This is a genomic window from Variovorax sp. GW821-FHT09B01 (assembly GCF_059418345.1).
Window position 1 is genome coordinate 222,258 of sequence record NZ_JBWKPQ010000003.1, and the last position, 14,357, is coordinate 236,614.

Consider the following 14,357-nt stretch of genomic DNA (forward strand, 5'->3'; position numbering starts at 1 on the left):
AGCGCGGCTGCGGCTTTTTCCCCAAGAGGAGAACCATGAAGAAACTGAATAAAGTGGCGATGATGTTTGCAGTCGCTGCGCTCGCCACTGCCGCCGGCGCGCAGACCCGTGTCACCGCTGCGAATGGCGGTCCTACGATCGACAACTGGCAAAACGGCACCGGCGAACTGGTTTGGAAGAACGGCACGAACGAACTGTGCTGGCGCGATGCCAACTGGACGCCCGCCACGGCTGCTGCCGGTTGCGACGGTGCTCTGGTTCCCCCGGCTGCTGCAGTTCCCGCAGCTCCTGGCGTTGTTCCCCCGCCTGTGGCTCCCACTCAACCCCCGGCCGTTGCCGCTTCGAAGGTGACCTTCGCCGCCGACGCATTCTTCGACTTCGACAAGTCGGTGCTGAAGCCTGAAGGCCGCGCGAAGCTGACCGACCTGGTCGAGAAGATCCGTGGCGTGAACCTCGAAGTGATCATCGCCGTCGGCCACACCGACTCGATCGGTTCGGACGCCTACAACCAGCGTCTGTCGGTGCGTCGCGCCGAAGCCGTCAAGGCCTTCCTGGTCTCGAAGGGCATCGAACGCAACCGCGTCTACACCGAAGGCAAGGGCGAGAAGCAGCCTGTGGCTGACAACCGCACCAAGGAAGGCCGCGCCAAGAACCGTCGCGTGGAAATCGAAGTGGTCGGCACCCGCGCCAACTGATAGCTCGATTCCATCGACCCTAAAACCCCGCCTCGGCGGGGTTTTTTTATGCCTGAATCAATGCAGGCTGAAAGTTTTCAAACAGGCCCATTCGTCATGGGCCGGTCATCGTCCGTTTCATAATCCGTCATATGACAGAAAACGTGAATGCCGATCCCGCCGAACTCGCCAAATTTTCGGAGCTGGCCCACAAGTGGTGGGATATGGAAGGCGAATTTCGCCCTTTGCACGAAATCAATCCTTTGCGCCTGGAATGGATTGAAGGTATTGCGCCGATTTCCCAGCGGCGCGTCGTGGATATAGGCTGCGGCGGCGGAATTCTTTCGGATTCGATGGCCCGCAAGGGCGCGGAGGTGCTCGGTGCCGACCTCGCGGGCAAGGCCCTCAAGGTGGCGCAACTCCACGCGCTCGAGGCCGGCACGCGCGGCGTGAAGTACCGCGAGGTCAGCGCCGAGGCGCTCGCCGCCGAGCAGCCCGGCAGCTTCGACGTCGTCACCTGCATGGAGATGCTCGAACACGTGCCGGACCCAGCCTCGGTCATCCAGGCCTGCGCCACGCTGGTCAAGCCCGGCGGCTGGGTCTTCTTCTCGACGATCAACCGCAACCTCAAGTCCTTCATGCTCGCGATCGTCGGCGCCGAGTACGTGATGGGCATGCTGCCGCGCGGCACCCACGAGTACGCGAAGCTGATCCGGCCCAGCGAGCTGGCGGCCTACTGCCGTGCGGCCGGCCTCGACGTGCGGCACACGCGCGGCCTCGAGCACAACCCGATCACGCGGCGCTACTGGCTCAGCGCCGATACCAGCGTCAACTACATGTTCGCCACGCAGAAGCCGGCGGAGGCCCAGGCATGAAGGGCGTGCCGACCCGCGCCGTGCTGTTCGACCTCGATGGCACGCTGATCGACAGTGCGCCCGACCTGGGCGCCGCGGCGGACCAGATGCGCACCGCCCGGGGACTGGCCTCCTACCCGCTCGAGCGCTACCGCCCCATGGCCGGCGCCGGGGCGCGCGGCATGCTCGGCGTGGCCTTCGGCATCACGCCCGATGCGCCGGAGTTCGATGCGCTGCGCGAGGAGTTCTTCGTGACCTACGAGCGCTGCATGTTCAACACCCAGGCCTTCGATGGCGTCCCGCCGTTGATCGAGGCGCTGGTCGCGCGCGGGCTGCGCTGGGGCGTGGTCACGAACAAGTCGAAGCGCTTCACCGAGCCGCTCACGCAGGCGATGCCGCTGTTCGCGAGCGCGGGCGCGGTGGTGAGCGGCGACACCACGCCGCATGCCAAGCCGCATCCCGAGCCGCTGCACGAGGCGGCCCGGCGGCTGGGCATCCCCTCCGAGCATTGCATCTACGTCGGCGACGACGAGCGCGACATCATCGCGGGCCGCGCGGCGGGCATGCGGACAGTTGCCGCGGCCTACGGCTACATGGGCGCGCAGGCCGATGCGACCCGCTGGGAGGCCGATGCCTTGATAACTTCTCCGAGCGAGCTCTTGAAACTGCTGGATAGCGCCTAAAATACGCCCCCTTGGGGCTGCACTGGTTTCGACGCGGGTTCGGAGTCGCAGCGGGGCATGTCGAGCTGAATGCGCTCGTAAAACAGATTCAAACAAACTAACTGCAAACGACGAACGTTTCGCACTCGCTGCTTAATTGCCAGTGAGCCTTGCAACAGCAGGCCGATGGGCTGGGCAAGGGGGTTCTGAGCAATCAGTGCCTCCCGGCTGCAAGGATAATTACATCGGCTGGCTTCGATCCGGGTACCTTGGGTCGGGGCAAGAAAATAGGGTGCTGGCGTCCGGTGTAGCGTGCGACTGCGCGACTCCGGAAGCGAGACTTAAATCAGATCGCTAAACATGTAGAACTGCGCGATGAAGGCTTGCGGACGGGGGTTCAAATCCCCCCAGCTCCACCATATTCTCAAAGGCTGACTCGGACCGATCCGAGCTTGGCGACCCGGGTGGCATTCCCGGGTCGGCCGCGGCCAAACCCACCCTCCATGGATCCGGCACGCGTTTCACCTGCGTGAAGCGCGCGTTCGTGCGTCAGAAGAACTAGAGGGAGAGCGGCAAGGCAGCATGCCTGGCCTCGACGATATCGAGCCCAGGTGGCCGTCGGCCAGGGGCGTTATCGCGCCAGTCGGTCGCCGTCGCTGCCCGGCTTGGGCATCGGGCCGTTCGGCCCGCGTTCGGCGCGGATGGCCGACATGACGGCAACCAGCATCGCCCCGACGGCGACACCGGCCAGGAAGACCGACAGAACGAAGGATGGATCGGAGAGCTGCATGGTGTCAGAACGCCGATTTGTACACCCAAAGACCGCACCGAGCGCCGCTGGCGCGGAAGGTCGCGGCATTGTCTTACATGCGGCTGTGCGGCGGGACGGAGGCCCTCCTGGACAACCCGACCTCGGCTCTTTTCGCTGTCACGCAGGGCTATATTCGGCGGGCGCCGGCGCGCTCAGATCGCGCGCGTTCTCTCCCTCGCATCTTCCTAAAAAGGCTGCCCGTGTCCGATTCCCTGACTTCGGTTCTGACGAGCTACTACGACGCGGTGCCCTACGACTCGCACCCGTTCCCGCAGACGGCGGTGGAGCACCTGGAAGCCACGGCATTTCTCTTCGGCCTCGAAACCCCCGCGCCCGCCGGCGCGCGCGTGCTCGAACTGGGCTGCGCGGCGGGCAACAACATCATTCCCTTCGCCGAGCGCCACCCCGGCGCGCGCGCGCTCGGCCTCGACCTGTCGTCGGTGCAGATCGCGCAGGGCGTGAAGGCGATCGAGCGGCTGGGGCTGTCGAATGTCGAGGTGAAGACCTTCAACATCGCCGAGGTCGACGCCTCGCTCGGCCAGTTCGACTACATCGTCTGCCACGGCGTCTACAGCTGGGTGCCGGGGCCGGTGCAGGACGCGATCCTGCGCGTGTGTTCCGAGAACCTCGCGCCGAACGGCGTGGCCTACGTGAGCTACAACGTCTATCCGGGCTGGAAGGCGCGCGAGATCGTGCGCGACGCGATGATCCTGCGCGGCGGCCCGCGCGACACGCCCGAGGAGAAGCTCTCCTATGCCCGCGGAATGATCGAGTTCCTCGCGCAGTCGGCGCGTCCCGACAGCGTGCTCAAGAAGACGCTCGACGAAACCGCGCCGATCGTGCGCGACGGTGCCACGTCGTACCTGCTGCACGAGTTCCTCGAGCCCTGCAACGCGCCGTGCTACTTCAAGGAGTTCGTCGCGCGCGCAGAGGGCCACGGCCTGGCCTACCTGGCCGAAGCCGAGCCCTCGACGATGTTCGTGCAGAACTACGGCACCCAGGTGCGCGATCCGCTGCTGCGCGAATGCGGCGGCAGCCAGGTGCTGATGGAGCAATACCTCGACTTTCTGGTCAACCGCACCTTCCGCCAGACGCTGCTGGTGAAGCAGGAGCAGGCGCGCCACATCCGCTACCGGCTCGACGCCACGCGCATTCGCGGCCTGCTGTTCGCGGGCGTGTTCCATGGCGAGAACGGCGCGCCGCTCACGCTCGACACGCGCGAGCAGAACTGCACCGCGATCCGCAACGTGACGGTCACCCTGCGCCAGCCGGTGCACAAGGCGGTGGCGCATGTGCTCGACAGCCACTATCCGCTGGCGCTGAGCGCCGACGCGCTGATCGCCTGCGTGCTGCCGCTGCTCGGCCAGCCGCGCGAGGCGGTCGAGCCCGCGGTGATGGCGATGCTCGAGGAGATGCTGATCCTCGGCGCGCTGCGCATCCGCCGCACACCGGTGCCCTCGGTCGCGCAAGTGCCCGCGCGGCCGCAGGCCGCGGCCTCGGTGCGCAACGCGCCGGGCCTGGCACCGGGCCAGGCCCCGTCGGTCACGGTCTGCAACGGCTGGCACGAGACCGTGGCCCTGTCGCTGCTCGAACGTGCGCTGCTGCCGCTGCTCGACGGCACCCGCTCGCACGAGGCGCTGGTCGAGCACCTCGAGACCGAAGTGCGCGCCGACCGCCTGCGCTTCGTGCGCAACGACGAGCAGATGACCGATCCCGAGGCGCTGAGCGCCTTCGCCCGCGAACAGGTGGCGCTGGCGCTGCGCGACCTGCGGCGCAAGGCGCTGCTCGCTGGCTGACCTCACCAGATACACCCAAGCTCCACAACCAACCACATCTCAAGAGGAGACATCCAGATGCATCGACTTCCATCCACCCCCCAACTGCGCGCGGCGATCGCCGCCGCGCTCGCGCTGGCCGCCGGCGCTTCGCAGGCCGCGTCGCAGGCGCCGGTCGCGGCCGAACACGGCATGGTGGTGAGCGCCCAGCACCTCGCCTCCAAGGTCGGCGTCGACGTGCTGCAGCGCGGCGGCAATGCCGTCGACGCGGCCGTGGCCGTGGGCTACGCGCTCGCTGTGGTCTATCCGGCTGCGGGCAACCTCGGCGGCGGCGGCTTCATGACGGTGCAGCTGGCCGACGGCCGCAAGACCTTCCTCGACTTCCGCGAGAAGGCGCCGCTGGCCGCCACGGCCAACATGTACCTCGACAAGGACGGCAACGTCATCAAGGGCCTGAGCACCAACGGCCACCTGGCCGTGGGCGTGCCCGGCACGGTGTCGGGCATGGAGTACGCACGCGAGAAGTACGGCACGAAGAAGCGCGCCGAGCTGATCGCGCCCTCGATCCAGCTCGCCGAGAAGGGCTTCGCGCTCGAGCAGGGCGACATCGACATGCTCTGGACCTCGACCGCCGACTTCCAGAAGGACCCGGTCTCCGGCGCGATCTTCCTGAACAAGGGCGAGCCGTTCCAGGTCGGCCAGAAGCTGGTACAGAAGGACCTGGGCAAGACGCTGCGCGCGATCAGCCAGAACGGCACCGACGGCTTCTACAAGGGCTGGGTGGGCCAGGCCATCGTGGCTTCTAGCCAGGCCGGCAAGGGCATCATCACGCAGGCCGACCTCGACCAGTACAAGACGCGCGAACTGGCGCCGGTCGAGTGCGACTACCGCGGCTACCGCGTGGTGTCGGCACCGCCCCCGAGCTCGGGCGGCGTGATCATCTGCGAGATGCTCAACATCCTCGAGGGCTATCCGCTCAAGGACCTGGGCTTCCGCTCGGCGCAATCGGTGCACTACCAGATCGAGGCCATGCGCCATGCCTACGTCGACCGCAACAGCTACCTGGGCGACCCCGACTTCGTGAAGAACCCGCTCGATCGCCTGCTCGACAAGGGCTATGCCGAGAAGATCCGCGCCGCTATCGATCCGAAGAAGGCCGGCGTCTCCAAGGACATCAAGCCCGGCGTCGCACCGCACGAAGGCAGCAACACCACCCACTACTCGATCACCGACCAGTGGGGCAACGCGGTCTCGGTCACCTACACGCTCAACGACTGGTTCGGCGCCAAGGTCACGGCCGCCAAGACCGGCGTGCTGCTCAACAACGAGATGGACGACTTCACCTCGAAGGTCGGCGTGCCCAACATGTACGGCCTGGTGCAGGGCGAGGCCAATGCCATCGCCCCGGGCAAGCGCCCGCTGAGCTCGATGAGCCCGACCATCGTGTCCAAGGACGGCAAGCCGGTGTTCGTGGTCGGCACGCCGGGCGGCAGCCGCATCATCACGGCCGTGCTGCACACCATCCTCAACGTGGTCGACTACGGCATGAACGTGCAGGAAGCGGTCGATGCGCCGCGCTTCCACCAGCAATGGCTGCCCGACGTCACCAACGTCGAGACCTTCGCGCTGAGCCCCGACACCCGCAAGATCCTGACCGACATGGGCCACAACCTCGGCGTGCCGCAGCCGGCCAACCACCTGGCCGCGATCATCGTGGGCGCGCCCACCCTGGGCGGCAAGCCGGTGGGCAACAACCGCTTCTACGGCGCCAACGATCCGCGCCGCAACACCGGGCTGGCCGCGGGCTACTGACCCGCCGACAGGAAGGCGCGGACCGGTCCGCGCCTTCTGAGACACTCCAGGGCGGCCGCGTGCGAAGCGCGGCCGCCTTTTCTTTTCGCCATGCAACTGCAAGACATCCTCTATTCCCAGGGCTTCGGCACGCGGCGCGTGTGCGCCGGCCTGGTCCAACAGGGCCTCGTGACCATCGCCGGCGCGGTGGTCGACGATCCCGCCACCGATCTGGACGCGGAGGGCCTGCAGTTCACCGTGCAGGGCACCGCCTGGGCCTACCAAGAGAAGGCCTACCTGATGCTGCACAAGCCGGCCGGCACCGAGTGCTCGCAGAAGCCCTCGACCTATCCGAGCATCTACACGCTGCTGCCGTCGCCGCTGCGGCTGCGGCCCAACAAGGGCGCGGTGCAGGGCGTGCAGGCCATCGGCCGGCTCGACCAGGACACCACCGGCCTGCTGCTTTTGACCGACGACGGCCAGTTCATCCACAAGATGGGCTCGCCCAAGCACCACGTGCCCAAGGTCTACGAGGTGACGGCCAAGCACCCGATCGACGACAAGCAGATCGCCCGCCTGCTGGCCGGCGTGGTGCTCGACGACGATCCGAAGCCGGTGCGCGCGGCCGCCTGCGAGTCCGACAGCCCGTTGCACCTGCGGCTCACGCTGACCGAGGGCAAATACCACCAGGTCAAGCGCATGCTGGCCGCGGTGGGCAACCGCGTCGAGGCGCTGCACCGCTCGCGCATCGGCACGGTGGCGCTGCCTGCGGACCTGGCGCCCGGCCAATGGCGCTGGCTGGCGGCCGACGAGGTCGCCGCCTTGCGCGCGCCTGCGAAATAACTGTCAACTGTCCGCCTTTTCGGCGACTGGCGGTCAGCCAGCCGTCGGTTCGGATCGTTAACATTCGAAGCCCTTTTCCGGAACTTCCCTTGCGCTTTCTTTCCCGTTCGACCGGCCGCGCCGCGGCCCTGCTGTCCGCCTGCCTGTTCGGCGCGATCGCCTTCACGGCGCCGTTCGCCGCCACCGCGGCCCCCCCGGAACCCCCGCCGATCTTCGTGCTCAACTCGCTCGACGCCAGCGTCAGCGTGATCAACCCGGTCGACTGGACCGAGAAGCAGCGCATCCCGACCGGCAAGGAGCCGCACCACATCTACATGACGCCCGACGAGAAGTCGGTCATCGTGGCGAACTCGGCCGGCGACTCGCTGACTTTCGTGAACCCGCGCACCGCCGAGGTCCAGCGCGTGGTCTACGGGATCATCGACCCGTACCAGCTGCAGTTCTCGCGCGACATGAAGTGGTTCGTGACCGCGGCCAACCGGCTCAACCACGTCGACGTGTACCGCTGGGACGGCAAGGACCTGAAGCTCGCCAAGCGCATCACCACCGGCAAGACGCCCAGCCACATCTGGATCGACAACACCAGCACCATCGCCTACGTGACGATGCAGGACAGCGACGAGATGATCGCTGTCGACCTGCCGACGCAGACGATCCGCTGGCGCGTGGCCACCGGCCCGATGCCGGCCGACATCTACGGCGTGCACAACGACAAGACGCTGCTCGTGGGCCTGACCGGCAGCGACGGCGTGCAGGTGTTCGACGTGGCGGGCGCGCAGCCGAAGCTGGTGGGCAAGATCCCGACCGGCAAGGGCGCCCACGCCTTCCGCTCGGCAGGAGACGGCAAGAGCGTGTTCGTGAGCAACCGGGTCGCCAATTCCATCAGCCGCATCGACCTCGCCACGCTCAAGGTCACCGACACCTACCCGGTGCCCGGCGGCCCCGACTGCATGGACGTGTCGGCCGACGGCAAGACCCTCTACGTCACCTCGCGCTGGGCCAAGAAGCTCAGCGTGGTCGACCTGGCCAGCGGCAAGGTGGTGCGGCAGGTGAACGTCGGCCGTTCGCCGCACGGCGTCTGGACGCTCGACCATGCGAAGCGCATCTAGCCCGCGCCGGCGTGCGGCCGCGGGGCTCGCCGCGCTGCTCGCCGTCGCGGTGGCGATCCCCGCCGGCGCCCAGAGTGCCGCGGCGAGTTGCGAGAAACCCGTCTACCTGACCTTCGACACCGGCCACATGGGCATCGCGCCGCTGGTGGCCGAGGTGCTCAAGCGCCAGCAGGTGCACGTCACCTTCTTTGCCGCCGCCGAGCGCACCCAGACCGACGGCGACAGCCTCGACAACCACTGGGCCGCCTGGTGGAAGGCGAGGGCGGCCGAGGGCCACGAATTCGGCTCGCACACCTACGACCACGTCTACTGGCGCGCCGACCTCAAGGGCGTGACGCCGAGCTTCCGCGTCAAGCCCTCGGCGGGCGCGTTGGCCGGGCGCGAGTTCACCTGGAGCGCGGCCGAGTACTGCGCCAACATCCGCAAGTCCTCCGAGCGGCTCGAGCTGATCACCGGCAAGAAACCGCTGCCGCTGTACCGCGCGCCCGGCGGCAAGACCTCGCCCAAGCTGCTGGCCGCCGCGCGCGACTGCGGCTATGCGCACGTGGGCTGGGCGCCCGCGGGCTTTCTCGGCGACGAGCTGTCGAGCGAGAAGTTCAGCAACGAGAAGCTGCTCACGCAGGCGCTCGACACCATCCGCCCCGGCGACATCCTGCTCGCCCACCTGGGCATCTGGTCGCGCAAGGACCCGTGGGCGCCGGCCAACCTCGAGCCGCTGATCGTCGGGCTGAAGGCCAAGGGCTTCTGCTTCCAGACGCTGCGCCAGCATCCCGACTACCGCGCCTGGATCGCATCGCATCCCTGAGGCGGCTTCCGTGATCGACTGGCTGACGGATCTCTTCTCCTCGCTGCAGGGCTGGTTCTTCGAAACCGTCGTGCAGCCCTTCGTCTATGCGATCGGCCTCGGCGGCTGGACCGAGGACGCCTTCGACGCCACCGGCTGGCTGCTGGTCGGCCTGATCCAGATCGTGGTGCTGGTCGCGCTGATCGGCCCGCTGCAGCGCTGGCGCGCCGTCGAGCCGGTGACCGACCGGCGCGCGATCCGCATCGACGTGCTCTACACGCTGATCCACCGGCTGGGCCTGTTCCGGCTCGCGATGTTCTTCACGCTGCAGCCGGTGTTCGACGACCTCATGGGCAGCCTGCGCGCGGCCGGCTGGGGCACCTTGCATCTCGACGAGCTCTGGCCCGGCGTGACCGACGTGCCGGTGGTCGCGTTCGCGATCTACCTCGTGGTGCTCGACTTCGTCGGCTACTGGATCCACCGCGGCCAGCACCAGTTCAACTGGTGGTGGGGGCTGCATTCGCTGCACCACTCGCAGCGCCAGATGACCATGTGGAGCGACGACCGCAACCACCTGCTCGACGACATCCTGCACGACACCCTGATCGTGATCGTGGCGCAGCTGATCGGCGTGGCGCCGGGCCAGTTCATCGCCTTCGTCGCCTTCACCCAGCTCAGCGAGAGCCTGCAGCACGCCAACCTGCGCCTGAGCTTCGGCGCCCTCGGCGAGCGGCTATGGATCAGCCCGCGCTTCCACCGGCTGCACCACAGCATCGGGCTGGGCCACGAGTCGAACGGCAAGAGCACGCTCGGCGGCCACAACTTCGGCGTGCTGCTGCCCTGGTGGGACATGATGTTCGGGACCGCCAACTTCGAGAACCGCTACGACCCGACCGGCGTGCGCGACCAGGTCGAGCCCGATGCCGCGGGCAAGGTGCGCGACTACGGCCAGGGTTTTTGGGCCCAGCAGTGGCTGGGGCTCAAGCGCATGGTCGGCCGCGGTTGAGCGCGGCGGCTTCTCTCCAGCTGCCTCACCTGCGCGCGGCGTGCGCGCGAACCGGCGAATCGCCCGTCCGCCGGCTCTGGCTTCACGGCCACACGGGGCGCGCCGGGTTATCCTCCGGCCCGATGCGCCTGCTCCTCGACTCCTTCTGGCGCGCGGTGGCCTATTGCATGCTGCCGCGCGTGATCGTGCTGTCGTTGGTGCCGCTGGGCCTGATGGTGCTGCTGGCCGCCGTCTTCGGCTACTTCTACTGGGATGCCGCGGTCGCCTGGACGCGCGGCGCGCTCGAATCCTGGCCGCTGCTGGCCAGCTTCTGGGAATGGATCGGGCGGCTGTTCTCGGGCGACGTCACCTCGGTGCTGGCGCCGCTCGCCGTGGTGTTCGCAGCCACGCCGTTGATCGTGGTGCTGTCGCTCCTGATCGTGGCGGGCTTCATGGCGCCGGCGCTCACGCGGCTGGTGGCCGAGCGCCGCTTTCCCTCGCTCGAGCGCAAGAAGGGCGCCTCCTTCTTCGGCAGCGTCGCGCGCTCCATCGGCCTGACCGTGCTGGCGCTGCTCGCGCTGGTGGTCTCGATGCCGCTGTGGCTGATTCCCCCGCTGGTGCTGATCCTGCCGCCGCTGATCTGGGGCTGGCTCACCTACCGCGTGATGAGCTTCGACGCACTGGCCGAGCATGCCAGCGCCGAGGAGCGCGCCACCTTGCTCCGCGCGCACCGGCTGCCGCTGTTGTGCATCGGCGTGCTCTGCGGCTACCTGGGCGCGGCGCCGAGCATCGTCTGGGCCTCGGGCCTGCTGTTCGCGGCCGCCTTCTTCGTGCTGGTGCCGCTCGCGATCTGGATCTACACCCTGGTCTTCGCCTTCTCGGCCCTGTGGTTCGGCCACTACTGCCTCGATGCGCTGGCGCAGCTGCGCGGCCAGCGCGCGGCTGCGGCGGCGGCCGCCATCCCGGGCGACGCCGCCGCCATCGAGGCCGACCAGGCCGTTCTCTCCCAATGGAAATCCCCATGACCCGTGAATTCGGCCTGATCGTCGTCGGCGACGAGATCCTTTCGGGCAAGCGCCTCGACAAGCACATGCCCAAGGTGATCGAGCTGCTCGCGGCGCGCGGCCTGCAACTGGGCTGGGCCGAATACGTGGGCGACGTGCCCGAGCGCATCACGGCCGCGCTGGCGCGCGCCTTCGCCTCGGGCGACGTCGTCTTCTCGACCGGCGGCATCGGCGCCACCCCCGACGACCACACCCGCCAGTGCGCCGCCAAGGCGCTGGGCGTGCCGCTGGCGCTGCATCCCGAGGCCGAGCTGCTGATCCGAGAGCGCATGCAGGACACGGCGCGCGAGCAGGGCGTGGCCTACGAGCCCGACCGGCCCGACAACATCCACCGGCTCAACATGGGCGTGTTTCCCGAGGGCGCCCGGATCATCGCCAACCCCTACAACAAGATCCCGGGCTTCAGCGTCGGCGACGTCCATTTCGTGCCCGGTTTCCCGGTCATGGCCTGGCCGATGATCGAGTCGGTGCTCGACGCCCGTTATGCCGATCTTTTCGTCCGGACCCGGGTCCTGGAGAAGTCCGTGATCGTTTTCGGTGCCATGGAAGCCACCCTCACGCCCCTGATGCAGGCGATCGAGGAGCGCCATGCGCGCATCAAGGTTTTCAGCCTGCCGAGCGTCGATCACCCTCAGTACGGCCGTCATATCGAGCTCGGCGTCAAGGGCGACCCGGAACTGCTCGACGCGGCCTACGGCCAGCTCATCGAAGGCCTGCACACTTTTAATGCGCAACTTGGCCCAGAATTGGTGCGTTGATTTTGATCGCACCAATTTGGTGAATTCGGCCGTGTTTCAGGCCGCCAAAGTGCGTGCCGCCGGCCGTTCATCGCAGGCGACAATGGCACAGAAACTGCATCCCGCATCCCTGTATTCCCAACCACCCATCCAACTCAGGAGAAATTGATGGCAAAGACCGTCGCCGACGTCATGAAGCTCGTGAAGGAAAACGAGGTCAAGTTCGTCGACTTCCGTTTCACCGACACCCGCGGTAAAGAACAACACGTGACCGTGCCCGTGTCGCACTTCGACGAAGACAAGTTCAGCTCGGGCCACGCGTTCGACGGCTCGTCCATCGCCGGCTGGAAGGGGATCGAGGCGTCGGACATGCAGCTGATGCCCGACCCGAACACCGCGAACATCGATCCCTTCTTCGAAGAGACCACGATGATCCTGACCTGCGACGTGATCGACCCGACCGACGGCAAGCCGTACGAGCGCGATCCCCGTTCGCTGGCCAAGCGCGCCGAAGCCTACATGAAGGCCTCGGGCCTGGGCGACACGGCCTACTTCGGTCCGGAACCCGAATTCTTCGTGTTCGACGGCGTGCGCTGGAAGAACGACATGTCGGGCTGCTTCGTGAAGATCGATTCCGAAGAAGCCTCGTGGAACACCGACAAGGAATACGAGCACGGCAACAGCGGCCACCGTCCCGCCGTCAAGGGCGGCTATTTCCCGGTTCCCCCGGTCGACAGCTTCCAGGACATGCGTTCGGAAATGTGCCTGGTGCTCGAATCGCTGGGCATCCCGGTCGAAGTGCATCACCATGAAGTGGCCAACGCCGGCCAGATGGAACTCGGCACCAAGTTCAGCACGCTGATCCAGCGCGCCGACTGGGTCCAGCTGCAGAAGTACGTGATCCACAACGTGGCCCACGCCTACGGCAAGACCGCCACCTTCATGCCCAAGCCCATCGTCGGCGACAACGGCTCGGGCATGCACGTGCACCAGTCGGTCTGGAAGGACGGCAAGAATCTGTTCGCCGGCGACGGCTATGCAGGTCTCTCGGACTTCGCGCTGCACTACATCGGCGGCATCATCAAGCACGCCCGTGCTCTGAACGCCATCACGAACCCCGGCACCAACAGCTACAAGCGCCTGGTCCCCGGCTTCGAAGCCCCGGTGAAGCTGGCCTATTCGGCCAAGAACCGCTCGGCCTCGATCCGCATCCCGTTCGTGGCGAACCCGAAGGGCCGTCGCGTCGAAGCGCGCTTCCCCGATCCGCTGATGAACCCGTACCTCGGTTTCGCCGCGCTGCTGATGGCCGGTCTCGACGGCGTGGAAAACAAGATCCACCCGGGCGAAGCCGCGAGCAAGGACCTCTACCATCTGCCGCCGGAAGAGGACGCGCTGATCCCGACCGTCTGCCACAGCCTCGACCAGGCCCTCGAGTACCTCGACAAGGACCGTGCCTTCCTGACCAAGGGCGGCGTGTTCACCGATGCGTACATCGATGCCTACATCGACCTGAAGATGCAGGAAGTCACGCGCTTCCGCATGGCCACGCACCCGGTCGAATTCGACATGTACTACTCGCTCTGATCGCAGTTTCCCGCTCGGAGTAACACGAAAGGACGGCCTCGGCCGTCCTTTTCATTGGGGCCGGAACATCCTGTCATCGGGGGCGTCGAATTGCATGAAAATGCGCCTTTTCGCGCTCTCCCGGGCCCTCGAGGTCCCCAAGATCCCATGAAGACTGCCGCACCACTTCTCCTCCTGGCCGCTTCCCTGTTCGCCCTGCCGGCGCTTGCCCAGGAGCGCGTCTGGCGTTGCGGGAACGAATACACCAACAACGCCACCGTCGCGCAGCAGCGCGGCTGCAAGGTGATGGAGGGCGGCAACGTCACCGTCGTGCAGGGCGCCTCGCGTGCCGCGCTCGGCGGTGCCGCCGCTTCGACCTCCGCGGCGCGCTCGCCGGCCGGCAGCCCGCGCGTCGAGGGTTCCGACCAGCGCGCGCGCGACGGCGAGGCGCGCTCGGTGCTCGAGTCCGAACTGCGCAAGGCCGAGTCCCGCCAGGCCGAGCTGCAGAAGGAATACAACAACGGCGAGCCCGAGAAGCAGGGCAGCGAAGGCCGCAACTACCAGAAGTACCTCGACCGCGTGGCCGAGATGAAGGCCGAACTGGCCCGCAACGAAAGCGACATCGCCGGCATCCGCCGCGAGATCAGCCGGCTGCCGGCACCCAAGAACTAACCCGTTCCTGCATCGGCAGGACGAACACCACAG

The 14,357-nt window shown here is 67.2% G+C and carries 14 protein-coding genes and 1 other RNA gene; 14 read left to right on the forward strand and 1 reads right to left on the reverse strand.

From position 1 onward, the window contains the following. The first annotated feature begins 35 nt into the window (after positions 1 to 35). The 4 genes from ompA to ssrA all read left to right on the forward strand — a co-directional run bounded on the left by ompA (position 36) and on the right by ssrA (position 2,609). On the forward strand, positions 36 to 695 hold the full coding sequence (gene ompA / locus AC07RV_RS12455; RefSeq protein WP_208510333.1) for an outer membrane protein OmpA: 660 nt from the start codon (positions 36 to 38) through the stop codon (positions 693 to 695). Between the two features lie 131 nt (positions 696 to 826). Continuing rightward, positions 827 to 1,549 (forward strand): bifunctional 2-polyprenyl-6-hydroxyphenol methylase/3-demethylubiquinol 3-O-methyltransferase UbiG, encoded by a 723-nt coding sequence (gene ubiG / locus AC07RV_RS12460; protein WP_209541137.1) that lies wholly within the window; start codon positions 827 to 829, stop codon positions 1,547 to 1,549. Next, positions 1,546 to 2,211 (forward strand): HAD-IA family hydrolase, encoded by a 666-nt coding sequence (locus AC07RV_RS12465; protein WP_296778669.1) that lies wholly within the window; start codon positions 1,546 to 1,548, stop codon positions 2,209 to 2,211. Before ubiG ends, AC07RV_RS12465 begins: the two co-directional genes overlap by 4 nt. A gap of 13 nt (positions 2,212 to 2,224) precedes the next feature. Continuing rightward, positions 2,225 to 2,609, forward strand: a transfer-messenger RNA (tmRNA) gene (gene ssrA, locus AC07RV_RS12470). A 212-nt stretch (positions 2,610 to 2,821) separates the two neighbouring features. Here the strand turns inward: ssrA and AC07RV_RS12475 are convergent. Next, entirely contained in the window at positions 2,822 to 2,980 is a 159-nt protein-coding gene (locus tag AC07RV_RS12475; RefSeq protein WP_203205080.1) for a hypothetical protein, read from the reverse strand. Between the two features lie 221 nt (positions 2,981 to 3,201). Between AC07RV_RS12475 and AC07RV_RS12480 the strand changes: the two genes are divergently transcribed. The 10 genes from AC07RV_RS12480 (at position 3,202) to AC07RV_RS12525 (ending at position 14,324) form a co-directional block, all read left to right on the forward strand. Continuing rightward, complete coding sequence (locus tag AC07RV_RS12480; RefSeq protein ID WP_296778666.1) at positions 3,202 to 4,797, forward strand: methyltransferase regulatory domain-containing protein; 1,596 nt, start codon at positions 3,202 to 3,204, stop codon at positions 4,795 to 4,797. Positions 4,798 to 4,968: 171 nt separating this feature from the next. Then, complete coding sequence (gene ggt / locus AC07RV_RS12485; protein ID WP_281077905.1) at positions 4,969 to 6,588, forward strand: gamma-glutamyltransferase; 1,620 nt, start codon at positions 4,969 to 4,971, stop codon at positions 6,586 to 6,588. 90 nt (positions 6,589 to 6,678) lie between these two features. Further along, positions 6,679 to 7,410, forward strand: coding sequence for a pseudouridine synthase (locus AC07RV_RS12490; protein WP_296778664.1), 732 nt, complete (start codon positions 6,679 to 6,681; stop codon positions 7,408 to 7,410). An 89-nt stretch (positions 7,411 to 7,499) separates the two neighbouring features. After that, the gene (locus AC07RV_RS12495) at positions 7,500 to 8,519 is read left to right on the forward strand and encodes a YncE family protein (protein ID WP_296778661.1); all 1,020 of its coding nucleotides are present in this window, start codon (positions 7,500 to 7,502) and stop codon (positions 8,517 to 8,519) included. Beyond that, a complete protein-coding gene (locus AC07RV_RS12500) occupies positions 8,503 to 9,324 on the forward strand; it encodes a polysaccharide deacetylase family protein (RefSeq protein WP_296778658.1) in 822 nt (273 codons plus the stop codon). The genes AC07RV_RS12495 and AC07RV_RS12500 overlap by 17 nt, the downstream gene beginning before the upstream one ends. A 10-nt stretch (positions 9,325 to 9,334) precedes the next feature. Beyond that, on the forward strand, positions 9,335 to 10,309 hold the full coding sequence (locus AC07RV_RS12505) for a sterol desaturase family protein (protein ID WP_296778655.1): 975 nt from the start codon (positions 9,335 to 9,337) through the stop codon (positions 10,307 to 10,309). A gap of 122 nt (positions 10,310 to 10,431) precedes the next feature. Next, positions 10,432 to 11,313: an EI24 domain-containing protein gene (locus AC07RV_RS12510; protein ID WP_296778651.1), complete on the forward strand. Its 882-nt coding sequence runs from the start codon at positions 10,432 to 10,434 to the stop codon at positions 11,311 to 11,313. Then, the gene (locus AC07RV_RS12515) at positions 11,310 to 12,110 is read left to right on the forward strand and encodes a competence/damage-inducible protein A (protein ID WP_093343386.1); all 801 of its coding nucleotides are present in this window, start codon (positions 11,310 to 11,312) and stop codon (positions 12,108 to 12,110) included. The genes AC07RV_RS12510 and AC07RV_RS12515 overlap by 4 nt, the downstream gene beginning before the upstream one ends. A 147-nt stretch (positions 12,111 to 12,257) precedes the next feature. Continuing rightward, entirely contained in the window at positions 12,258 to 13,673 is a 1,416-nt protein-coding gene (gene glnA / locus AC07RV_RS12520) for a type I glutamate--ammonia ligase (protein ID WP_093343384.1), read from the forward strand. Between the two features lie 147 nt (positions 13,674 to 13,820). Then, on the forward strand, positions 13,821 to 14,324 hold the full coding sequence (locus AC07RV_RS12525; RefSeq protein ID WP_093343383.1) for a hypothetical protein: 504 nt from the start codon (positions 13,821 to 13,823) through the stop codon (positions 14,322 to 14,324). The last annotated feature ends 33 nt before the right edge of the window (positions 14,325 to 14,357 follow it).